General features: G+C 57.5%; 19 protein-coding genes and 1 pseudogene. 11 read left to right on the forward strand and 9 right to left on the reverse strand.

Annotated elements, in window-relative coordinates:
• Positions 1-14 precede the first annotated feature (14 nt).
• Positions 15-949, reverse strand: a pseudogene (locus QMQ05_RS16105) (P1 family peptidase).
• Between QMQ05_RS16105 and QMQ05_RS16110 the strand changes: the two are divergent.
• Genes QMQ05_RS16110 through QMQ05_RS16120 form a run of 3 tightly spaced genes read left to right on the forward strand, consistent with a single transcriptional unit; the run spans position 843 to position 2,288 of the window.
• Positions 843-1,283 carry a hypothetical protein gene (locus QMQ05_RS16110; RefSeq protein ID WP_345471692.1) on the forward strand — a complete coding sequence of 147 codons (441 nt, stop codon included), beginning with the start codon at positions 843-845 and terminating at the stop codon, positions 1,281-1,283. The pseudogene QMQ05_RS16105 and the gene QMQ05_RS16110 overlap by 107 nt on opposite strands.
• Positions 1,277-1,711: a hypothetical protein gene (locus QMQ05_RS16115; protein ID WP_345471694.1), complete on the forward strand. Its 435-nt coding sequence runs from the start codon at positions 1,277-1,279 to the stop codon at positions 1,709-1,711. The genes QMQ05_RS16110 and QMQ05_RS16115 overlap by 7 nt, the downstream gene beginning before the upstream one ends.
• Entirely contained in the window at positions 1,680-2,288 is a 609-nt protein-coding gene (locus QMQ05_RS16120) for a TetR/AcrR family transcriptional regulator (RefSeq protein ID WP_345471696.1), read from the forward strand. The genes QMQ05_RS16115 and QMQ05_RS16120 overlap by 32 nt, the downstream gene beginning before the upstream one ends.
• Positions 2,289-2,326: 38 nt before the next feature.
• Here QMQ05_RS16120 and QMQ05_RS16125 read toward each other — a convergent pair whose 3' ends face one another.
• Positions 2,327-3,937, reverse strand: a complete 1,611-nt coding sequence (locus QMQ05_RS16125; RefSeq protein ID WP_345471698.1) for an AMP-binding protein — start codon at positions 3,935-3,937, stop codon at positions 2,327-2,329.
• A 142-nt stretch (positions 3,938-4,079) separates the two neighbouring features.
• Positions 4,080-4,421: a DUF1801 domain-containing protein gene (locus QMQ05_RS16130; protein ID WP_345471700.1), complete on the reverse strand. Its 342-nt coding sequence runs from the start codon at positions 4,419-4,421 to the stop codon at positions 4,080-4,082.
• Positions 4,422-4,593: 172 nt separating this feature from the next.
• Here QMQ05_RS16130 and QMQ05_RS16135 point away from each other — a divergent pair, with 172 nt between their 5' ends.
• From QMQ05_RS16135 to QMQ05_RS16145, 3 genes are all read left to right on the forward strand, one after another.
• Positions 4,594-6,213: an HNH endonuclease gene (locus tag QMQ05_RS16135; RefSeq protein WP_345471702.1), complete on the forward strand. Its 1,620-nt coding sequence runs from the start codon at positions 4,594-4,596 to the stop codon at positions 6,211-6,213.
• Positions 6,214-6,590: 377 nt separating this feature from the next.
• A complete protein-coding gene (locus QMQ05_RS16140) occupies positions 6,591-7,988 on the forward strand; it encodes an MFS transporter (RefSeq protein ID WP_345471705.1) in 1,398 nt (465 codons plus the stop codon).
• A 1-nt stretch (position 7,989) separates the two neighbouring features.
• Positions 7,990-8,400, forward strand: coding sequence for a DUF1801 domain-containing protein (locus tag QMQ05_RS16145; protein WP_345471707.1), 411 nt, complete (start codon positions 7,990-7,992; stop codon positions 8,398-8,400).
• On the opposite strand, the gene QMQ05_RS16150 is transcribed toward QMQ05_RS16145, so the two are convergent.
• A complete protein-coding gene (locus QMQ05_RS16150; RefSeq protein WP_345471709.1) occupies positions 8,397-8,855 on the reverse strand; it encodes a hypothetical protein in 459 nt (152 codons plus the stop codon). The genes QMQ05_RS16145 and QMQ05_RS16150 overlap by 4 nt on opposite strands.
• A 162-nt stretch (positions 8,856-9,017) precedes the next feature.
• A complete protein-coding gene (locus QMQ05_RS16155; RefSeq protein ID WP_334122752.1) occupies positions 9,018-10,127 on the reverse strand; it encodes a hypothetical protein in 1,110 nt (369 codons plus the stop codon).
• Positions 10,128-10,273: 146 nt separating this feature from the next.
• Between QMQ05_RS16155 and QMQ05_RS16160 the strand changes: the two genes are divergently transcribed.
• From QMQ05_RS16160 to QMQ05_RS16180, 5 genes are all read left to right on the forward strand, one after another.
• Positions 10,274-11,050, forward strand: a complete 777-nt coding sequence (locus QMQ05_RS16160; protein WP_345471712.1) for an electron transfer flavoprotein subunit beta/FixA family protein — start codon at positions 10,274-10,276, stop codon at positions 11,048-11,050.
• A gap of 13 nt (positions 11,051-11,063) precedes the next feature.
• On the forward strand, positions 11,064-12,047 hold the full coding sequence (locus tag QMQ05_RS16165) for an electron transfer flavoprotein subunit alpha/FixB family protein (RefSeq protein WP_345471714.1): 984 nt from the start codon (positions 11,064-11,066) through the stop codon (positions 12,045-12,047).
• Positions 12,047-13,726: a cytochrome b/b6 domain-containing protein gene (locus tag QMQ05_RS16170; RefSeq protein WP_345471716.1), complete on the forward strand. Its 1,680-nt coding sequence runs from the start codon at positions 12,047-12,049 to the stop codon at positions 13,724-13,726. The genes QMQ05_RS16165 and QMQ05_RS16170 overlap by 1 nt, the downstream gene beginning before the upstream one ends.
• 103 nt (positions 13,727-13,829) lie before the next feature.
• Complete coding sequence (locus tag QMQ05_RS16175; RefSeq protein WP_345471718.1) at positions 13,830-14,480, forward strand: class I SAM-dependent methyltransferase; 651 nt, start codon at positions 13,830-13,832, stop codon at positions 14,478-14,480.
• A gap of 640 nt (positions 14,481-15,120) precedes the next feature.
• Positions 15,121-15,372, forward strand: coding sequence for a hypothetical protein (locus QMQ05_RS16180; protein WP_345471720.1), 252 nt, complete (start codon positions 15,121-15,123; stop codon positions 15,370-15,372).
• A gap of 238 nt (positions 15,373-15,610) precedes the next feature.
• Here QMQ05_RS16180 and QMQ05_RS16185 read toward each other — a convergent pair whose 3' ends face one another.
• The 4 genes from QMQ05_RS16185 to rhaI are packed head-to-tail and all read right to left on the reverse strand — an operon-like array spanning position 15,611 to position 21,670.
• Positions 15,611-17,095 (reverse strand): rhamnulokinase, encoded by a 1,485-nt coding sequence (locus QMQ05_RS16185; RefSeq protein WP_345471722.1) that lies wholly within the window; start codon positions 17,093-17,095, stop codon positions 15,611-15,613.
• Positions 17,092-19,149, reverse strand: coding sequence for a bifunctional aldolase/short-chain dehydrogenase (locus tag QMQ05_RS16190; RefSeq protein WP_345471724.1), 2,058 nt, complete (start codon positions 19,147-19,149; stop codon positions 17,092-17,094). Before QMQ05_RS16190 ends, QMQ05_RS16185 begins: the two co-directional genes overlap by 4 nt.
• Positions 19,150-19,189: 40 nt before the next feature.
• Entirely contained in the window at positions 19,190-20,497 is a 1,308-nt protein-coding gene (locus QMQ05_RS16195; protein WP_345471726.1) for an MFS transporter, read from the reverse strand.
• Complete coding sequence (rhaI, locus tag QMQ05_RS16200) at positions 20,498-21,670, reverse strand: L-rhamnose isomerase (RefSeq protein ID WP_345471728.1); 1,173 nt, start codon at positions 21,668-21,670, stop codon at positions 20,498-20,500. It lies immediately after the preceding gene.
• Between the last annotated feature and the right edge of the window lie 13 nt (positions 21,671-21,683).

A 21,683-nucleotide genomic window follows, 5' to 3' on the forward strand; every position in this document is an offset into this window, starting at 1 on the left:
CGCCAGCGCGGCCTTCACTTCAGCATGCGGCAGAGCCGGCGAAAAGTGCCCTCGCGGCCGATCGCATCGCGATTATTGACCAGCGCGTTCAGGACGGCTTCCTCCACCGCTTCGACCGTGGCCTCATAGAGCGCGTCCATTTGGCTCCACGGCAGGAACTTGATCTCGTCCAGCGGCACCGGATCGGGTTTCTTTTCCAGCACCGAGCGCAATGCCCCGGGGTTGCCCGTAGAGAACGCGAGGAAAATGTCCCCGAGAAGTGCCCGCCGGTGGTGCCTGTGCGGGCCAGCCCCAGCGGGACCCGCCGGGCCAGGGTCTTGGCCTGCCCCGGAAGCAGCGGCGCATCGGTGCCGACCACGACAATGACCGAGCCGGATCCGCCAGGAATCGCCGCGGCTTCCTGGTCGTTCTCGAACCAGCTGGTGTCCTCGATCGGGCAGGGCGCCTGGGAGCTGCGCCCGATCGGCGTTCCGTTGATCTGCAGCTCCTTGCGGCTTCCAAAATTCGCCTGGGTGAAGACCCCCACGGTGTACTGCTGCCCGCTGGCCGTCACCAGCCGCGATGAGGTCCCCGAGCCGCCTTTGAAGCCATAGCAGTCCATCCCGGTGCCACCGCCGACCGACCCTTCTGGAACCGGGCCGGTGGCCGCATTGTCCAGGGCCTGGACCGCATGCTCCGGGGTAATGAGATTGTCATTGATGCGGTTCAGGTACCCGTCCCAGGTTTCTGCAACCACCGGCAGCATCCATTGCGCGGAAACCTGCGGATGATTCTTGTGCATCCACTGGTCGACCCCGGTGTGGCATGCTCCGACCGCATGCGAATTGCTGATGAGGATCGGGGTGGAAAATTGCCCGGACTCCTCGATCCAGGCGCGGCCAGTCATTTCGCCATTCCCATTCAGTGAATACGCCGAAGAGGCCCGCAGTCCGCAACGCACCATCCCCATTGCCACCTATCTGGCAGTAACCTTGCTCGCCTGCTTCTATGCCTTCACCTTCTGGGTGCTCACGGTGGCGTTCGGCGTCGACGGGAGCATCGCCTTCGCCACCGGGGAGAACTTCGAATCAATGATCTTCGAGGCCTCCGGCAGCTACCTGGGCAGCTGGGCCGCGATCTGCATCCAGGTGCTGATCGTCACCAGCTTCTTCGCCTGCATCCTCGCATTCCACAATGCCGCGGCGCGCTACATGTATTCGCGGGCCGCGAACGGATCCTGCCTGCGGCCCTGGGGCGCATCAGCCGACGCCACAACTCCCCGGCGACCGCCTCCATCGTGTTGAGCGCCTTCTGTGCCGCGGCCATCGCCATCGCCGGCTACCTGGTCACCGACGCCTACCTCGGGTTGGCCACCTGGACCTACGCCACCGGCGTGCAGGGGCTGGTCTTCGGGCAGACCATCGCCTCGATCTCCGTGGTCGCCTATTTCCTCAGGGACCGCAGGGGGCACTGCCCGTGGCGTGTCGTGTTCGCCACGGTGCTCGGCGCGTTGGGCCTAGTGGTCGGATTGATTATGATCGTAGGGAACTTCGAAATCACTACCGGCATGGACGGAGCGGTCAATTGGATTCTGCTGGCACCCACACCGTTGCTCTTCGGCGGCGGGCTGCTCTACGCGGCGTGGCTCAAGCGGCGCTCCCCGGCCGTGTATGCGGATCTCGGCACGCAGCAGGCTGCCCATGAGCACTTCATCGAACGGCAAGAAGGCTGAGGCCAAGCGAGCCGAACTCGTGGCCGCGGCGGTGCGCGTGGTGATGCGCGAAGGCATCGGCGCGGCCAGCGTCCGCGCGGTGGCGCAGGAAGCGCAGATCAGCGTGGGCTCGGTGCTCTACTACTTCTCGGGGATCGACGAGCTCTTGCGCCGCACCGTGGAAAGCGTCATGGACCGGTATTTCGCCCAGCAGCTGCACGTGCTGGCCTCCTTCGGCACCGCCGCGCAGCGGCTCTCGCAGCTCATCGATCTCGGGGTGCCCGATGACATCGGCGAGGATCTCTCGCGGTTGTACAAGAGCATCGCGCTCAAACCCACCAACTCGGAAGACCTCGCGCTCTATGAGGGCCTGTACAAGCGCCAGGTGAGCCTGTACCTGAGCATAATTGAAACCGGCCAGGAGAACGGCGAATTCACCCCAGAGGCACCGGCCCTGCGGATCGCGCAGAATCTGATCGCGCTGGAAGACGCCTACGACCTGTACCCGGTGATCGGAGTGCCGTTGAGCGGTGCCGAAAAGCGCGCGAACGTCCGATCCTACGCCGAGCTCGCCCTGGGTTGCACGCTCCAGGAGTAGCCAGTACACGCCGGCTGCGGCCGACGGCCCGGATGCTGCTACCCGAACTGCCTCGCCGCATCCTCACGCAGCTGGTTTTTGCGAATCTTCCCGGTGACCGTGGTCGGAAAATCCTCAAGGATCTGCACATAGGCCGGAATCTTATAGTGGGCGAGCTTTCCCGAACAGTATTCGCGCACCTCTTCGGCACTGAGCGGAGCACGGTCGGCCTTCATTCGCAGGCACGCGCACACCGCCTCCCCGTACTTCTCATCGGGCACTCCCACCACCTGAACGTCTTCAATATCCGGGTGTCGGTAGAGGAATTCCTCGATCTCGGCCGGGTAAATATTTTCGCCGCCACGAATGATCATGTCCTTGATGCGTCCCACGATCGTGCAATATCCATCTTCACGCATCACCGCCAAATCGCCGGTGTGCATCCACCCATCCTCATCGATGGTGGCCCGGGTTTTCTCTTCGTCGTTCCAGTAGCCGAGCATCACCGAATACCCCCTGGTGCAATACTCCCCGGTATCCCCACGTTCCAAGGTTTCACCCGAAACTGGATCCACCACTTTAATTTCCACGTGCGGATGCACCCGGCCGATGGTGGCGGTGCGACGCTCGAAGTCGTCATCACTGCGGGTCTGGCAGGAGACCGGGGAAGTTTCGGTCATGCCGTAGGCGATGGAGACCGCGCTCATTCCCATCTCTTCAACGCAGCGTTGCATCACCTGTACCGGGCAGATGGACCCGGCCATAATGCCAGTGCGCAGAGTTGATAGATCGTAGTTGGCAAAGTCCGGGTGGTTCTGCATGGCGATAAACATGGTGGGCACCCCATACAGGCCCGTGCATTGCTCTTCGGCCACCACCCGCAAGGTGGTCTCGGCGTCAAAACCCGGGGCCGGAATGACCATGGTGACCCCGCGCGAGGTGCACCCAAGATTGCCCATAACCATGCCGAAGCAATGATAAAACGGCACCGGGATGCACAGCCGGTCGCGCTCATCGAGGTCGATCATGCCAGTGACCTGGTGGCCATTGTTCAAGATATTGTGGTGGCTGAGCATCGCACCCTTGGGGTACCCGGTGGTGCCCGAGGTGTACTGAATGTTGATCGGATCGTGCGCACTGGTGGCTGCCAACCGTTGCGACACCACGGCATCGTCGATGCTTGTGCCCTCATCGAGCAATTGTTGCCAATCCCCGGTATCCAGATACACCACGCGTTCTAGTTGCGGGGTATCTTCGCGGGTTTGTTCCACCATCGCCTTGTAGTTGCTGGTCTTAAACTCGCTGGCGGCCACCAACAGGCGGAGCCCGGAATGGTTGGCCGCATAAGCGTATTCATGGGTGCGATAGGCCGGGTTGACGTTGACCAGGATGACGCCGATCTTTGCTGTTGCGTACTGGGTGAATACCCATTCGGCACAGTTCGGTGCCCAGATCCCCACCCGGTCCCCGGCCTGCAATCCGGCGGCGATCAACCCCTTGGCCAAGGCATCAATTTCGGCGTTCAGCTCATTCCAGTTCCAGCGTCGCCCACTGCGCACTTCCACCAGGGCCTCGGCCGTGGAGAAACGAGCCACGGTTCTTTCGAAGTTCGCCCCGATCGTTTCTTCCAGAAGCTGTGGTTCACTCTCACCCTTGGCATACGCCTTCATCAACAAGCCCTTCGACCGAATTTGAATAGTGTCCTGCGTCACATTCAAAGACTAGTCCTAGGTGCTGCACCTGTCACCGTGGGGTTGATCGTGATCTGTGGTTTTGCCCTCCTCCGATCCCACCCCGCGTCAAGCTAAAAGATCAACCAGCTGCCTTCTGAACCAGGGCGCGAATTTTCTGTTCGGTAGCTTCATCCAGTGCGGTGATCGTCCACGCCACCGGGTGCATCAGCGAACCTTCTTCAAAGGCCGGGTTGACCACTTCACCAAATCCGAAGGCAAGGTAGTCCTTGTCCGGTTTGATGTAGCAGATATCTTTGCCATCTTTGACGTAGAACGCGAGACCCCAGCGCACCACTGGCTCCAGCGACGGCGCGCTTTCGGTAATAATCGTGTGCAGTCGCAGGGCAATCTCCTGGTAGGGGGCCGGTGCTCCCGCTAACTTATTGCGGACTGCTTCCTCGCCCTTCTTGGCAAAAATCATGGTCTTCTCCCCTTCGGATTACCCGCCGTTGATAGCGGATCTTCGCTGACTTCCTACTGGCCAAATTGTGACCGGTAAGCGTTGAGCTAACAATTCAATAACCTACCCGATACAGGCCACAAGACCTGTGGATAACAGGCCAAACTGTCCTAGTTCCGCGGGAAAATTAAGCATGACAAATCAGTATTTCGCTTCCGATGACGACAATGAGAATCGTCTGCCTTTAGATCCGCCGGGCACCCGCGGCGAATCCCAATCCAGCTCCTTCTTCGCCGACCACCTCATTCACCAGATGTTCTTCGGCCCGATGAAGAAGCTCGTTGATGAGCTCTTCGAAGCCGGTCCGCTCAAGGACCCCGGCGAAGGCCTAGTACGACTGCAGAAAATCCAGAAACTCCTCAGCATGTTAGATGCTGCTCGCGCGGTCGTCATGGCCGACAGTGTTGAGCTGGTCGCTCAAATCTATGCGGAGGAACCCATCGCCAAACCCTATCTTGAATCGGAGCAAGAACGACGCGAACGGCTCAGTGCTAACTACTACGCCGTAGATCGCGCTAGCGACCAAATCATCACCTCAAATTTTGTTGCCGAATCGGCCATCGCGCTGCGCGAAACGACAAAGAAAGCCAGTGCACACATGTTCTTCGCCAAGGGATTGCGGCACGCTTGCCCGCAGACCCTCCTAGCCCTCGCCGCCGGGCAGATTACCCCGTCGGCAGCACGCGCCATCGTGAAAAACGCGCAAGATCTTTCTGAGGAGCAGATCAACCTGATGGAGGAGCAGCTCTTACCGGTTGCTGCTACCGCCAGCGATGACACGGTAAGCCAACGAGCCCGCCGGTTTCACGATCGGTCTAACCCCGAGCAGGCGACCGCGCGCCATGAAGAAGCTGCTGACGGTAGGAAGGTCACCAGCTGGGATTTGAAGGACGGGACCGGAGTCATCAAACTTGTTGGCCCCATCACCAACGTGCGGTCCATCATGAACACCCTGGACTACGAGACCACCCAGCACACCGACCCCAAAGACACCCGCACCAAGGCCCAGTTGATGGCGGACATTTTCTGCGACGCGTTGATTAGCGGATGGCCAACGACCAACGGCACACCGTTAAGGCCACGTGTTGTGGTGACCATCCCGGCACTCCAGATGCTGGCGAATCCAAAATATGCGCTGGCAGATCTCGAAGGTCACGGACCAATTCCCATGGCACTGGCCCTGCAGTTGGCCAAAGACGCCCCATCCATCATCCCGGTGCTCACCGATCCTTTCAGTGGGGCCGTGATGGATGTAGGTCGCAAGCGCTATAAGCCGACCCGGGTGCTCAAAGAGTTTTTGAGGGCCCGGGATCAGCACTGTTGCTACCCCGGATGCCGGCGTACCGCCGATAAGTCCGAAGTGGACCACGTTGAGGCCTGGGAAACCGGCGGCCATACCAACCGCGAAAACACCGAGCTATTGTGCAAGCAGCACCAGATGTTCAAGCATGCCCTTGGCTGGAAGGTGATTAACCGCCCGGATGGCACCAAGTGTTGGCGCACCCCACATGGGCTCAATGCACTCGTTGTTCCAGGAAGCGTTGAGAATGTAGAGCGCTTAGACCACGTGCACAACCATTGCCCGGAACGAAAAGTCGCTTCTCCCGCGGACCTTCGACGATTACTGGGAAACCTATCGCTGCGCGATGAGGAACTGCATATCCGGGTTGAGAACCCCCGCATCATTGACGGGAACACAGAGCTCGATCCGCAGGAGCCGGATCCGCCAGGGTCAGGCTCTGCTGCCGCCTGAGGGCCTTCCCATACCCAGGATGTTGAGTGACGGAAATTTTCCGTCACTACGAACGAATCACACCACCAATACTTCCACTTCACTATCCGTGGCCATCAGTGAATCACGACGGGCACTAGGTGCTGCTTCATGCCCTGCTCTGTCTGAAGGATAAAATCCGTCAGCCAACCTGACGATCGTTGCCATACCCTTGTGCGCATGGTCAATGCCGACCCCGAACTACTAGCTGGTCACAGCACTCGAAGAATGACGGAAAAATTCCGTCACGACGATCTGACTCCCTAACCTTGGGAACGACCCGGTGCGTCTATTTTGCTCAGACCGCTCAGAGTATTCTGTTCCTACAAGCACCGGCACCACAAAGAGCAGGCCGCCTCATGAGTGACGAGTACGTAGAAGAAACTGCCAAAAATACCGCGCCGTCCTCATCACCGGACGGCGTGGCACCTGCTGGCGGACAACGTAGTTTTCTGCACATTCTCATTAACACCGCGGTAGCAAACTTCACCACGAGTTTCCTATGGTTCGCACTGACCTTCTGGGTGTATCTTGAAACCGAAAATGTCATGGCCACCGGCATCATCGGTGGTGCGTTCATGCTGCTCATTGCGGTGTTCTCCATGATTTTCGGAACTATCGTGGATAACCATCGCAAGAAATCGGTATTTTTGTTTTCTGCGTTCATCACCGCTATAGCCTTCAGCCTGGCAGGTCTGATCTATTTGTGGTTGCCAACCGAGGACATCTTGAATGTCGGAGGCTGGCAATTTTGGCTCTTCTGTCTGGTGATCCTCTTTGGCGCCATCGTCGAACAGATGCGTGGCATCGCGCTGTCCACCACGGTTACCCTACTGATCCCCGTTGATCGCCATGCCAATGCCAACGGCTTGGTGGGAACCGTCCAGGGTATCGCCTTCATCATCACCAGTGTTTTCAGTGGCTTGGCCATCGGCTGGTTGGGCATGGGATGGACGCTGACAATTTCGATCGTCATGGTCGTGCTAACCATGCTGCATCTATTGCAGATCAAGATCCCCGAGGAAGAACCGGTCAGGGAAGAAGGACGCACCAAAACCAGTGACCTACGCCTAGGATTCAGCACGGTCATGGCCATACCCGGGCTATTCGCACTGATCGTCTTCTCAATGTTTAACAACTTCATCGGTGGCACCTATATGGCACTGATGGACCCATATGGACTGACGATTATGTCCGTGCAGGCGTGGGGTCTGACCTTCGGGTTGGCCTCTACAGGGTTTATCGTCGGTGGATTATTAATCGCAAAATTTGGGCTGGGGAAAAATCCGATTCGCACCATGCTCTGGCTGGTCGCGGCCATGGGGTTACTCGGTGCCATCTTCACCATCCGCGAATGGTCGTGGCTCTATATCGCGGGGATTTGGTTGTACATGACGCTCATTCCGGCAGTTGAAGCCTCGGAACAGACGGTCATTCAAAAGGTCGTGCCCTTCCGCCGTCAGGGCCGAGTCTTTGGCTTCGCTCAAATGATGGAAGCTGCCGCAGCACCGGTAACCGCCTTCTTGATTGCACCCATCGCCCAATACTGGATCATCCCGTATATGCGAAGCGAGTCAGGCGCCGAGCAATTCGGCTGGTTGCTCGGTGGTGGCCAAGCGCGCGGTATCGCATTGATATTCCTGGTGGGCGGGCTGATTATGATACTGGTGGCACTGCTGGCGATGAGCACCAAGCAGTACCGCAAGCTCTCCACAATTTTCCAAGCCGACGGGCCATCAACAGTTCAGGAGCACTAACTTGGCAACTACCCAGAAGACTTTGCCGACCGATGCTGATGTTCACGAGTTTATTGCCGCAGCGACACCGGCAAAACGTCGTGAAGATGGCGAGGTTCTCGAGCGGATTTTTAGCGAGGTCACCGGGGAAACGCCGGTGATGTGGGGGCCGAGCATTGTTGGTTACGGAACCTACACCTACGTCTCACCGTCTAACCCAAAAAATACTGGGATCTGGCCAAAGACCGGCTTCTCACCGCGTAAAGCGCAACTATCGATCTACGGGCTTAAAGATCTTCCCGAAGGGGCTGCCCTACTGCCCCAATTGGGCAAATATACCGAGGGTGCTGGCTGCGTCTACGTGAAGAAACTAGAAGATATTGATCTGGAAGTTTTGAAGGAACTGATCAGAATCGGCAATTCGCGCCACTAATTAACTGTTGTGGCGCCACTGATTGTGCGCCAGCGACGGATCATAGCGCTGACCGCAAATGCCACTCCAAGGAGAACCGCGGCGACACCGGCCCACAGTGAGACGGTCAAGGGCAATTGCGCACTGGAATAATCTGGGAAGGCGTCAAAAAGCAAAAGGCCCCAAATAAAGCTCGGAATCACTCCGGTCGCGAGCGAGATGAGACTGACGATTAGGGCATGCCGCCAACGATCCGTGGCGCTTCCCAGCCACGTCATCAAGCCTGCAATGCCCAACCATGGAAGCAACGGGAAAGCCAAGGGCAACCAGAGATCGGGCACGGCCCACCACGAAGCGCCCGATATGACTGGATCAACGACGAGCAGTAGTACAGCAAAGAGGATTGAACAGGCGCCGGCTAGCCAGCTCTGGCCTTTCTTGGTGTGGGGCACCTGCCGCAATTTCCATCCAGTCATGCGTTCATCTTATATGCCACTTCATCAGTAATGATTTAAGCTGTTCCTAAGATTTGAGCGTGGTGCAGGATTGTTTGGCAGAAAGAATTTTGAGCACCTGCGCACCGAATAGCAGCGGTAGTGCGCTAACCGACTGGCACCCTAAAGCCCTCGGAGCATGCCCTATTCAGCTTCTTCGAAGAAGGTCTCCACCTCGGTAATACCTGCGGAAATGACAGGGACCAGACGCTCATCAATGCTGTAAGTTTCGCCATCCTTGGAGAGCAGCCCATAGCCAACTAAGGAATCCATAGCGGCCTGCGCTTCAGGCAACACCGAGTCGTAGATCTTCGGTCCAACATTGCGGCGCAAGCCCTCAAGGTCCCCCTCGCGTCCGGTGGAAGCGGTGACCAAGAGGTTACGCAACACCAGATAGTGGGCCTCATCGCGCAGCGCGACATCAAAGGTCGGGTTCAAGTGGGCCTGTACGCAGCCCACTGCCATCTCGAAGAGGATCTGCGCGCTGGCCGCTTGATCTCCGTCAACCAGCAGATCATAGGATTCTTCGTCCAGACGCATCGTTGGTCCGTCAAAGTCCACCACGGACAGTCGAGCTGCACCCCAGATGTAGGTGAAGACAAGTGGTGCCGGACCATCAGTGTCGAAAGTTTCTGCGTCCAAGCCCAAGGAATTCAGTACCCGAACGCGCGCTTCCTTGTTGGCCTCGCTCTCATCGGACATATCAACGCCGTCTCCGATGGCTAAAGCGAAGGCCTTGACCTGATTGAACAATTTGGTCTCACGCAGCAGCTCGCAGATTTCTGCATCGCCTTCGGCAAAGCCTTCCAAGGTGTCTTCAAGCATCTCACGCAGCGCTTCGAAGTTTTCTGCTTCACCTTCCCAGAGGTTTTTCTCCTCGAGGTAGCTGAGGTAGTCCAGCCAGGAGCTGAAGATTGGTTCCGGGGCGAGAGTCTCGGGAAGCCCCATCAGGTGCTCGGCCAAGGACTCGCCGAAGAGGTCAATATCGATATCGTGCAGGTTAGAGCTATTGGCCTTTTGTGCATATTCTGCACCTACTGCGCCGATAACATACAGCTGAATATCTGCAGCTGCGGTGGCATCTTCAGGGGAGAAAGCCGGAACGGTACTTGCTACCCACGCCGCATAATCTTCACGCAGCGCGTCGATATATTGTTCCACCTGGATACGGTAAACGCTGCGTCCGCGCTGTGCGGCTTTGGCAGGATTTCCTGCGCCGGAGTTCTTTTTACTGTGACGCTTTTTGCTGGCCATGAGCGATCCTTTGAGTAATCGACAGTCTCTCTTCTTCAAGCCTACGGTGTCCGGCGAAAATCCATTGACCTATCGGTGGGAATCGGACAAGATGAGCAACAGAGGAACTTGGAAGTCCTAGCACCTGCGGTACGAGGGAGAACCGAATGAAGATCGCCGTTTTAATCAAGGAGGTCCCGGATACCGGGGCGGACCGTACGCTGAATCAACACACGGGTCTAGCTGATCGGGCTGCTTCCGAAGCGGTACTTGATGAAATCGGCGAGCGCACACTGGAAGTCGCTCTCAAGATCTTAGATTCCCAGCCAGAAACCCACATTACGGTGTTGAGCATGGGGCCGCAGACCATCCAAGCAACCCTGCGCAAGGCCCTTGCCATGGGGGCCGCCGGAGCCATACACGTAAGTGATGAGCAGCTACTCGGAGCCGATCTCATGCTCACCGCGCAGGTCTTGGCCGCGGCACTGCGCCGTGATCAGTACGATCTGATTCTCACCGGGAACATGTCCACCGACGGGTCGGCAGGCATGTTGCCGGTGATGCTGGCCGAGCTACTGTCCCTGCCGGCTGCTACCTCGCTGTCTGAAATCACCATCACCGATGGCGTACTGCAAGGCACCCGCGAACTGGAGGGCGCCACCGCGCAGGTGAGCACCCCGCTTCCGGCCATCGCTTCGATCACCGAGGCGTTGCCCGATGCGCGTTTCCCGAACTTTAAAGGCATCATGGCCGCCAAGAAGAAACCCATCGAGGTACTTTCTCTAGCAGATCTGGACGTGGAGGCACTGCCTGCCGATACCGCCCGGTCGATCATGCTCTCCGTGAATCAGCGCCCTGCCCGTGAAGCGGGCACCATCATGACTGATGACGGCCAGGCCGCCACAGCGCTGGTTGAATTTTTGGCGAAGAACAACCTGGTGTGAACGGAAAATTATCATGACTACATTTGCCCCGGATTCCATCCTGGTATTTCTTGAGACCACACTTGGCGGTGAACCGGCGAAAAGCACCGCCGAATTACTTGGCGCCGCCGCCGGTATCGGCACCCCGGTTGCGGTCATTGCCGCGGAGGCAGAGCACCTTGAAGCCTTGGCCGCCCATGCCGCGAAGGCCGGGGCTCATTCGGTACTGAGCGCACAGGTTGATTCCGTGGTGCTCACCGCGCCATTGGCCGATGTCCTGCAGCAAGCTTATGAACTGGTGCAACCGCAAGCAGTGCTCTTAGCCCATAGCCTGACCTCCCGCGAGGTAGCCGCACGCTTCGCGGTACGCCACAAATTGGCCCTGAGTGTGGACGCGCTCGGGGTACAGCGTGATGAGCAGGGGGTGATTGCCAGCCATTCGATTTATGGCGGAGCCTTTGCGACCACTAGCGCCCCGACCTTTGGTGCTCCAGTCATCACCGTGCGGGTAGGCAGTATTGAAGAGCGTGCCCAAGCACAGGAACTAGCATTGACGGCATTAGACGTTGCTGCGGGCGATTCCGCCGAAATCACAGTGCAGGACGTGTCCTCGGTTCAGGCCGATTCAGCGCGTCCCGAATTGCGCACGGCCACCAAGGTGGTCTCCGGTGGACGTGGGCTGGGTAGCGCGGAACAGTTTGAGCTGGTGTATCAGTTGGCCGATGCCCTAGAGGCTGGGGTGGGTGCTTCACGTGCCGCGGTGGATGCCGGCTTTATTGAACATGCTGCTCAGGTAGGCCAGACCGGCGTTGCGGTCTCCCCTCAGTTATATGTAGCGCTGGGTATCTCTGGCGCCATCCAACATAAGGCCGGTATGCAAACGGCCAAGACCATCGTGGCCATCAACAAAGACAGTGATGCTCCGATCTTCGAGATTGCCGACTTTGGCATTGTCGGCGATGTCTTCAAGATTGTCCCGCAAGTAATTTCTGCTTTGGAAGCACGCAAGGCGCAGTAATGACGAGCCCATTGTCTAAGAGCCTGCGGCAGGGCCTACCTCGGATTCCCGGGGGCGACCCATGGCCGCCGGCCAGTGTCCAAAAAACAGCAACGGAGCCCACCGTTTTACCGGTGGAAACTGAAATCCCCGTTGCCAAGGAAACGACCCAGGTTGTCCCAACCCCGGAGCCTGAGACAAGTTCAGTACAGCCAGCTATAGTTTCGACGGCTCCTGTAGCGAAGCTTCGCCAAGGTCTGCCGAGAGTTGTTGGCGGAGATCCTTGGCCTCCTGGCGAGACGCCGGGCAGTGCCACGGTTCCCCTGGCTGCCGCTGAGCCCGCGGTGGCACCGGAATCACCCGCGCAGTCAGCGCCGGTTCAAGAACCGGCCTCCCTGGTTGCCCCTGAATCGGCTGGAGAAACTGAGCCAGCCCAAGAGGAGCGTCCCGTGGAAATCAACGGTGATGCGCCGGCGATTCGGCGAGGCTTACCTCGGGTGGCGGACGGGCAGCCGTGGCCACCAGCTAGCTTTGTCGCCGCCCCTTTCACGGCTGCGCCTGTGCCAGCCGAAAAGGCAGAACAGCGCCCATCAGCAGAGGCTCAAGAACCTGTTGTCGCAGCGCCAGTTATCGCGACACCTGTTCTCGCGGAACCCGAAGTCAAGAAACAACAGGTCGCAGAGCCAGTGGCTACACCTGTTGCCGCTCCTGCACCGGCTTCAGCTCCAGCGCCGAATACCCCGTTGGCTACGACCAGTTCGAAGCCAGCTGCTGCAGAGCCGAAACGCCATGGGCCGCTGACCACTAAACAGTGGATTCTCGCCGTCGTGCTCGGTGCATTTTGCGCCTTGGGCATGGCAACGGCAGTGGTTCTTGTTGCTCGTGGAATCGCCGGTATCGATGCCGTTGCGGCGTTCATTCAGCGTTATCCCGGTGAATATCATCTCCCCGAGTCGGCTCCTGTGGGCGTTCCTGCTTGGTTAGCGTGGAACCACTTCTTTAACTTCTTCCTGATGGTGCTCATCATCCGTTCAGGATTGCAGGTGCGACATCAGAAAAAGCCTCCAGCCTACTGGTCTTCCAAACGAAGCCCCAAGGTGAGCATTAACCTCTGGTTGCACCAGAGCTTAGATGTGCTCTGGATTATCAATGGTCTAGTGTTCGTCGTCTTGCTCTTTGCTTCGGGACATTGGATGAGGATTGTCCCAACGTCTTGGGAGGTTGTCCCGAATGCGCTTTCAGCGGCCCTTCAATACCTCACTTTGGATTGGCCCACGGAAAACGGTTGGGTGAACTACAACTCGCTACAGCAGCTGGCGTATTTCATCACCGTTTTTGTTGCCGCACCATTAGCAGCGATCACCGGATTCCGGTTAAGCGCGTTCTGGCCCAAGGCACCATCGCTGTCCAAGAAATACCCCATCGAGGTGGCCCGGGCCCTGCACTTCCCCACGATGCTCTACTTTGCCGTTTTCATTCTTGTTCACGTCATCCTGGTATTTTCCACCGGAGCGTTGCGCAATCTAAACCATATGTATGCCGCTCAAGGGTCAACCGATCCGACGCAGTACGCCGAGAATTGGGCAGGGTTGCTCTACTTTGCTCTTTCGCTGCTGGTCATCACCGCCGCATGGTTTGCTTGCAGGCCTATTGTTCTCTCATCTATCGCAGGATTCTTCGGAAAGGTTAGTTCGCGGTAGAGAATCAAATCTTGCCTCTAACGCAAATCCCCTCGCGCGAGAAGCTAGTAAGTAGTTATGGTGATTTCAACGCATCTACCAAGAAACTGAAGGACAAAACGTCATGAGCCACCACCACCACACCGAAGAACTAGAAGGCGTAGCTTTCTGGGAAAGCCACTACGGACAGTCCGAACGTGTGTGGTCAGGCAAGGTCAACCAGGTCATAGAAAACTTGGTGAAACCACTGACCCCGGGAACCTCATTGGACACCGGCTGCGGGGAAGGCGGAGACGTTCTTTGGCTCGCTTCACATGGCTGGCAAGCCACCGGTCTGGATATCTCTCCAACTGCCATCAGCCGAGCCCGCGACGAAGCCAAACGACATGAGATCCCCGCAGATCTGGCCCAATTTGTTGCTTCGGACCTTGGGCAGTGGGACACGGATAAAACCTTTGATCTGGTCACCCTGAGTTTCTTCCAGGCACCCTTCGAGTTCCCGCGTGCTGATTTTCTACGCAAAGCGGCCAGCTTCGTCGCGCCAGACGGACATCTGTTGATTCTCTCCCACGCTGCGCGCCCGTCATGGGCTCCGCCGGTAGATCACGCAATGCCTGCGTTCCCATCGCCAGAGCAAGATCTCGAAGCGTTGGCCTTGGACTTAGAAGATTGGACTATCTTGCAGGCCGAGGTGCTAGAACGAAACATCACTGCTCCGACCGGGGAACCGGCGGTCATGAAAGATTCAGTGGTGTTTGTTCAGCGCACAGCCTGACACCCTCTAGAGGGCCCGGCCGTCCATTCCGATCCTTAGCTCAGGGCTCTTTGCGCGTTTTAGCCAACGTCCCCGGCACAGTGGTGATCAATACAGACGCTACCGGCACGCTCTCCGGTACGAGAGCCCCTTGCGACCGATCCCTTGGAACTCTCGAAGCATCAAAGTCGCAGTCGAAGAGGAATAGGCCCCCATCTAACGGTCTGCGATAGGGATTACGGAGTTGGACGCTAAAGATGGGGTTACGCTCCTGATGATTTATTCTACAAGATGGACGTTGAACGCCTCGCTCTGAAGTTCTCTTTGGTTGACGATGTTCAAGTTGGCGTGGCGACCCTGTCTTGGGATTGGAATCTCTTTAGCAAATGTGTTGCACGGGGGTTGCGCATCAAACCACGTGTTAAGTTCGCCAGAGTAATGCAGAACTGCACGTACGCAAGGCGCCCAAGAGCAAGCAATAGTGGAAAGCTTCATCCACTGCATACACAAGACTGAAGAAAATTACCCGAAGGTTGCCAAACTTATTATCATCTAGAAAGTGGCAAATTAAGTTCTGCCCGGCCGGATCTTTAGCCTTATAGCAACACCGGTTGGCTAAGGTGCGACAAAGATCTTTTCTAACTTCTAAAGAGGTAGCTGATTGAAGGATTTTTTCCGATCATTATCAAAAAAGGCTCTAACGATTCTGCTAGCGGTTACTATCCTTGTGCTGATCGCAGTACCAACGGCATTGATGTCCGGACTGTTCAGCGGAGTATTCGAAAGTCCCAGTGAGGGAATCCGCGTATTCTTCATCATGGTTGGCGCTGGCGTGCTATTTCTCGTGGTCGAACTGCTTGTCGAAAACTGGCGCGATAACAAGAAGAAGAAAAATTCATCAGCGCAGAAGTGAGAGAACAGTTCGTTTTCACGCCGAAACCTGTCATCCGTGAATCAACTGTGGGGGCAAAGAACGAGAGCTAGCCGCTCACTGATGCCTTGCTCAAAACCGGACTCCCAAAGTGGCATTCACCATTATTCTCTTGTTCGATTGGAATTCCAGCCAACGAGAAGGATGAAGATATGACTGCAAGTGATCCTCCAGCCTGCACAGCTGGAGGATCACTAATGGCATCGCTTCCCACACGAAGCTATGCCAGCTTGAGCGCACCAACTGGTTGGTAGTGGCGCAAACCTGTTGACCGGCGAACCACCACCCGCAAGTCATCGACCCGATGAGTGCCTTCGGGCAAGGCCCGCAATTGCACCAGCACATTGCCCAGTGCGGTGCATTCAACTGGCCCCGCAGTGACGTGCACCCGCGCAAGATCAGCTATGCGTTGGCATAACAGTTCACCTTGAGACCCACCACCGACAATGTGAATGTCCTCTAGGTCGAACCCACCGAGCCTCGCCGCTTCATGAGCCTGGGAGGCAAAGCTGCTGGCCAACGACTCGATAATGATGCGGATGAGTTCCGCCTTCGATTCTGGAGCAATTCCACCGGCATCAATGATTGCCTCACTGATCCGAACAGGCATCCTCCCCGGCGCAAGAAACTGTTCTGCTTGTGGATCGATCAAGACCTGAGGAACCGGTAACTTCTGGGCTTCTGCCAGTAGGTCATTCAATTGAACTTCAGCGTCCCCGGCCTGCTTCGCCTCCTGGTTCCAGTAGCTTAGCGATTCGCTAAGCAAGAAGGTTCCGGTGACGTTCTTGAGGACCCGTACCGTTCCATCTAGTCCCAGCTCATTGGTGAACCCTGCTCGTTGGGCTTGGGAAGTCAGCACGGGTTCGGTGAGTTCGACACCAACCAGGCCCCAGGTGCCACAAGAGATGTAGGCAGATTTTTTGCTGGTCAACGGTGTCGCCGCCACGGCGCTGGCGGTGTCGTGCGAAGCTACCGCCACGACTTGCACTGCATTTGTAGCGCCAAATTCTTGTGCTAGTTCCGGCACCAGGGATCCGACGGTTTCACCGGGATGCACGATTTGCGCAAGCTTATCCGCAACCCCGAGCACTCGTACCAACTCCTGGTCCCAGGTTCCCGAGCGCTGGTTCAGTAGTCCAGTGGTGGAAGCGTTGGTCCATTCGCAGCGTGCCTGCCCGGTAAGCAACCAGTTGATGTAGTCAGGAACCAACAGCAATTGATCAGCCGATGCCAACCGTTGCGCTTGCTGCTCAGCTTCGAGCTGATAGACGGTGTTAAACGGTAGGAACTGCAGTCCATTGAGCTCAAAAAGTTCGGCACGGCTGAACTTCTTCTCTAGTTCCGGCACAGCCAACTCATTGCGCGGATCGCGGTAGTGTCGCACCTGCCCCAGTCGTCGCCCGTCCTTAAGCAAGGCGTAGTCCACGGCCCAGGAATCAACCCCAATGCTGGCGATGTCAGCACGCAGCTCAAAGGCCTTCTTCAAGCCCAGTTTGATCTGCGACCACAATCCATCAATATCCCAGGCCAAGGACTGACTCGAAGCGTCAGTCTCAAACTCGGTCAGCGCAACCGGCCCATTGGCGAAGCGGTGAACAAGGGTCAACTGAATTTGCCCGTCCACCAGCTCACCAATCATGACCCGACCACTGGTGGCCCCCAAATCAATGGCGGCCACCGGGCGTTGTGTTTGCTTCTGGCTCATCGCAAGAACGCTGCAGCAACACCAGAATCCACTGGAATGTGCAGCCCTGTGGTGCGAGTTAATTCTGGTCCGGTCAGCACATATACCGCATCGGCAATATTTTCCGGGATGACTTCTCGCTTGAGAATAGTCCGGTTCGCGTAGAACTGTCCCAGGTCTTCCTCGGCGACACCGTAGGTAGCGGCACGGTTGGCACCCCAGCCCGAAGCGAAGATACCCGATCCACGCACCACACCATCGGGGTTGATGCCGTTCACACGAACACCGTGCTCTCCCAGTTCAACAGCCAGCAACCGTACCTGGTGGGCTTGATCTGCCTTCGTCGCCGAATACGCGATGTTATTCGGGCCAGCAAAAACGGAATTCTTAGAGGAGATGTAGATGATGTCCCCGCCAAGCTTCTGCTCGATCAGCACCTTGGCGGCCGCCTTCGAGACAAGGAATGAGCCCTTGGCCATCACGTCGTGCTGCAGATCCCAGTCGGCTTCGGTGGTTTCCAGCAAGGACTTCGACAGGGACAGACCAGCGTTGTTGACCACAAGATCCAGACCACCAAAAGCCAGCACCGCATCATCAATAGCTGCCTGTACTGCCTTTGCGTCGGCCACGTTGGCAGCTATCCCTACAGCAACATCGGTGTCACCCAATTCAGCAGCGGTTTCTTGCGCCTTGGCTAAGTCCAGATCGGCAATCACCACACAGGCACCTTCTGCAGCCAGTCGCTTGGCCACCGCCTTGCCGATGCCCGAAGCAGCCCCGGTCACCAAAGCAATGCGTCCCGCATGCGATTTGGGCTGAGGCATACGTTGCAGCTTCGCCTCTTCCAAGGCCCAATATTCGATCCGGAATTTCTCTGCATCAGAAATCGGTGTGTAGCTGGAGAGCGCTTCGGCCCCGCGCATCACGTTAATGGCGTTCAGATAGAATTCACCGGCCACCCGCGCGGTTTGCTTATTCGCCCCGTAGGAAAACATGCCCACCCCGGGAACCAAGACGATCAACGGGTCCGCCCCGCGCATGGCCGGGGAGTTCTCCTGCCTGTGACTCTCGTAGTAGCGCTGGTAGTCGGCGCGGTACTCGAGATGAAGCTCCTGCAACCGGACCAGTTGTTCTTCAACGCTCGCCGTGGCCGGTAAATCCAGCACCATTGGTTTGACCTTGGTGCGCAAGAAGTGGTCGGGGCAGCTGGTCCCAAGTGCGGCCAGTGAGGCCAATTTTTCGCGTGCAAGGAAGTCCAGGACCCGCTCATCATCGCTGAAGTGGCCGACCATGGGCTTGTCTTTGCTGGCCAGTGAACGAATAGTTGGCGCCAGGGCGGCGGCACGGGTACGACGCTCCGATTCAGGCAGCGGTTCAAAGCCAGAGACTACCTCGCCAAAGGGCTGGGGCTCCCCATGTTCTTGGATATAAGCGGCCGCGGTGTCAATGATCCACAACGCATTTGTTTCCGACTCTTCGCTGGTATCTCCCCAGGCCGTGATCCCATGGCCACCGAGGATACAGCCCACCGCTTGCGGGTTCTCGTCCTTGATTCGGGCAATATCCAGGCCGAGCTGGAAGCCCGGACGGCGCCAATCAACCCACGCCACCTTGCCACCAAAAATCTTGGCGGTGAGCTCTTTCCCATCCTTGGCGGTGGCGATGGCGATGCCGGAGTCGGGATGCAGATGGTCCACGTGGTTGGCGTTGACCAGTCCAAGCATGGCGGTATCAATCGAGGGGGCCGCGCCACCCTTGCCGTGCAGGCAGTAGTCGAAGGCGGCCACCATTTCGTCTTCCCGCTCTACGCCCGGGTAAACGTCAACCAGCGCACGCATCCTATCCAGGCGCAGGGTGGACAAGCCCTGTTCGGTCAATGTTCCCAGATCGCCACCGGATCCCTTGACCCAAAGCAGCTCGATACTCTCCCCGGTGACCGGGTCGATGGTGGTGCCCTTGGCCGAAGTATTGCCCCCGGCATAGTTGGTGTTTTTCTTGTCTTGGCCTAGTCGGTTGGAACGCTCAATAAGAGCTGCAGCCGTAGTGGTACTCGATGTTGCAATGCTTTGAGTCATGATTCTCTCGGTTGTTCTTCTCGGAGTTCTTCGCTGGTATTTACGCGTCGACCCGGTCGGCAGCGACCAGCTTGCCGTAACGCGCAATCTCAATTTCTTCTAGGGACTTGCCACGTGTTTCTGGCGCCCAGATGGTTCCGATCAATAGCGCCGCGGCGAGCAGCCCCAGGATTAGCAGGCCCAGCTTTTCTAGCCCCATGTTGGTCAGCAGCACCGGGAAGACCAGTGAGAGCAGGCCAACCATGACACGGGCAAGCATGAACAGCACTCCCTGCGCGCTGGCACGGTATTTGGTGGCGAATAGCTCGGCAGTCCACAGTCCGTAGAAGGCCTGAGCACCGATACCGGCAGAAATACCCCAAGCTACCGCGTAGAACAGCAGCGAGAATGTTCCTGGTGGTACGAAGATCAATACCGCCCAGGCCACGATGCCCAGCAGGGCTCCGGTGAAGTACAGCCATCGACGCGAGACGCGGTCACCGTATTTCATGAAGCCGAAGTAGGTGGCTGCGGCGGTCAGTACCCAGACCAATACCTGCAAGAGGTTCTGCTGGGTGGCCGATTCGACTCCGGCTGCTTCGTACACTCGCGGCTGGAAGATGCCGGCCTGGCCTGCCACGGTATTCCACAGGCCGTAAACGCCGATCAGGAACAGCAGAGCCGAGAAGTTTTTGCGTTCGGCCAGCAGTGAGCGAATACCGGAGAAGAAGGAAATCTTGGTTCCGTTGGCCAGCTCGTTTGCACGTTGTTCCTTCCACCGGGTGGATTCTGGAAGGCCACGACGGACCCACCAAGTCACCGCGGCCACTACGAAGAGGTGGAAGAAGATCAGTCGGGATCCAGCCACACCCAGCGGTTCGACCATAATGGCCAAGGCAAAACCAACTGCGGGTCCAAAGGACCATGCCAGCTGAGCGGTGCCCACGTGGGCAGCGCGTGATTCTTCGGGCGCTTCTTCGGCAATATAGGTCCAGGATGCTGGAACGCCGGCGCCGACGGCGATACCCATGAGCACCACACCGACCACCAGGAGTGTGGTGTTAGCCGTGAAGGTGATCAGCAAGGCACCGATCATGAAGACAATCAGGTCATATGTGTAGATGAACTTTCGACCTAACCGGTCGCACAGCGGACCGCCGATCATCGCCCCCAGTGCAGCGCCGAAGGCGTTAGCGGACACGGCGGCGATAATACCGACCAGCGCATCGTCAAACCCGAAGGCTGATTGCCACAGACTCAGGCTGGTGGCTAGGGCGATGATGGCGCCGGCCTCAATGTAGTTGCTCATCGCCACAGCGATAGTTGCTTTCCAGCCGGTAATGCCGCGCTTCGTTGCTACGGTACCCATTTAGGCTCCCCATCCTGCTTGTACCCCACCGACGCGCTCGGCTTCGATGCGGCTTTGGTAGTCCGAAGTGCGGAAGGCCTGCATCGGATCTGCCGGGAGGCCACGCTCGGCCCGCCAAGCTTCAAGTTCTGAGCGGACATCGGTGTAGAAGGCGTTCATGAAGATTTCGTTGGCAGCTAGCACGTCGCCTGAAATCTGTGCCTCCGTCAATGCAACGCGATCAATGAGCAGGGCTCGCGCGGTCATCTCTTGGACGTTGAGCACGCTGCGGATTTGACCCTGAATCTTGTTCTCCACGTTGTGGCACTGGTCCAGCATGAAAGTAATGGTGCTCTGTTCTTCTAACCCGCCACCGCGAATGACCTCGGCCATGATACGGAAGAGCTGATAGGGGTCAGCGGATCCAACAATCAGATCGTCATCGGCGTAGAAGCGGGAGTTGAAGTCGAAGGAGCCCAGCTTGCCTAGACGTAGCAGCTGCATCACGATGAACTCGATGTTGGTTCCTGGCGCATGGTGCCCGGTGTCGAGGCAAACCATTGCCCGCTCCCCTAGGGCTGCTACTTGAGCGTAGGAGGTGCCCCAGTCTGGAACATCGGTGTGGTAAAAAGCTGGTTCAAAGAACTTGTATTCCAGTACTAGGCGCTGCTCGCCGGAAAGACGGGCATAGATTTCTGCCAGCGAGTCTGCCAAGCGGTCTTGGCGACCACGCATGTCCGCCTGGCCCGGGTAGTTAGATCCTTCGGCAAGCCAGATCTTCAAATCTTGGCTGCCCGTTGCGTCCATGACGTCGATGCATTCAAGGTGATGATCGATGGCCTTGCGACGGATCTTTGGATCCTCGTGAGTTAGCGCGCCGAACTTATAATCATCATCCTGGAAGGTGTTCGAGTTAATAGTTCCTAGACGCACACCGAGGTTCTCGGCATGGCTGCGCAGGGCGCTAAAGTCCTCAACTTTGTCCCAGGGAATGTGCAAGGCCACCGATGGTGCAAGACCGGTGAGTCGGTGTACTTGTGCGGCATCGGCGATCTTTTCGAAGGGGTCTCGTGGTGTTCCTGCGGTTGAATACACCTTAAACCGGGTGCCGGAATTACCGTAGGCCCAGGAAGGGACTTCGATGGCCAGTTGGTTGAGTGTTTCTAGGTTCTCGGGGCTCAACGTTGCGCCCATAAACCTCTCCATT

Source organism: Glutamicibacter sp. B1 (assembly GCF_039602135.1).
In the GTDB taxonomy this organism is placed as follows: Bacteria; Actinomycetota; Actinomycetes; order Actinomycetales; family Micrococcaceae; genus Glutamicibacter; species Glutamicibacter ectropisis.

Bases quoted from the DNA above. Each gene is read 5' to 3' on its own strand.
- QMQ05_RS16190 (WP_345471724.1), bottom strand. From the start codon at position 19,149: ATGACTCAAAGCATTGCAACATCGAGTACCACTACGGCTGCAGCTCTT.
- QMQ05_RS16135 (WP_345471702.1), top strand. From the start codon at position 4,594: ATGACAAATCAGTATTTCGCTTCCGATGACGACAATGAGAATCGTCTG.
- QMQ05_RS16150 (WP_345471709.1), bottom strand. From the start codon at position 8,855: ATGACTGGATGGAAATTGCGGCAGGTGCCCCACACCAAGAAAGGCCAG.
- QMQ05_RS16170 (WP_345471716.1), top strand. From the start codon at position 12,047: ATGACGAGCCCATTGTCTAAGAGCCTGCGGCAGGGCCTACCTCGGATT.
- QMQ05_RS16130 (WP_345471700.1), bottom strand. From the start codon at position 4,421: ATGATTTTTGCCAAGAAGGGCGAGGAAGCAGTCCGCAATAAGTTAGCG.
- QMQ05_RS16195 (WP_345471726.1), bottom strand. From the start codon at position 20,497: ATGGGTACCGTAGCAACGAAGCGCGGCATTACCGGCTGGAAAGCAACT.
- QMQ05_RS16160 (WP_345471712.1), top strand. From the start codon at position 10,274: ATGAAGATCGCCGTTTTAATCAAGGAGGTCCCGGATACCGGGGCGGAC.
- QMQ05_RS16120 (WP_345471696.1), top strand. From the start codon at position 1,680: ATGAGCACTTCATCGAACGGCAAGAAGGCTGAGGCCAAGCGAGCCGAA.
- QMQ05_RS16175 (WP_345471718.1), top strand. From the start codon at position 13,830: ATGAGCCACCACCACCACACCGAAGAACTAGAAGGCGTAGCTTTCTGG.
- QMQ05_RS16165 (WP_345471714.1), top strand. From the start codon at position 11,064: ATGACTACATTTGCCCCGGATTCCATCCTGGTATTTCTTGAGACCACA.
- QMQ05_RS16140 (WP_345471705.1), top strand. From the start codon at position 6,591: ATGAGTGACGAGTACGTAGAAGAAACTGCCAAAAATACCGCGCCGTCC.
- QMQ05_RS16125 (WP_345471698.1), bottom strand. From the start codon at position 3,937: ATGAAGGCGTATGCCAAGGGTGAGAGTGAACCACAGCTTCTGGAAGAA.
- QMQ05_RS16155 (WP_334122752.1), bottom strand. From the start codon at position 10,127: ATGGCCAGCAAAAAGCGTCACAGTAAAAAGAACTCCGGCGCAGGAAAT.
- QMQ05_RS16185 (WP_345471722.1), bottom strand. From the start codon at position 17,095: ATGAGCCAGAAGCAAACACAACGCCCGGTGGCCGCCATTGATTTGGGG.
- rhaI (WP_345471728.1), bottom strand. From the start codon at position 21,670: ATGGGCGCAACGTTGAGCCCCGAGAACCTAGAAACACTCAACCAACTG.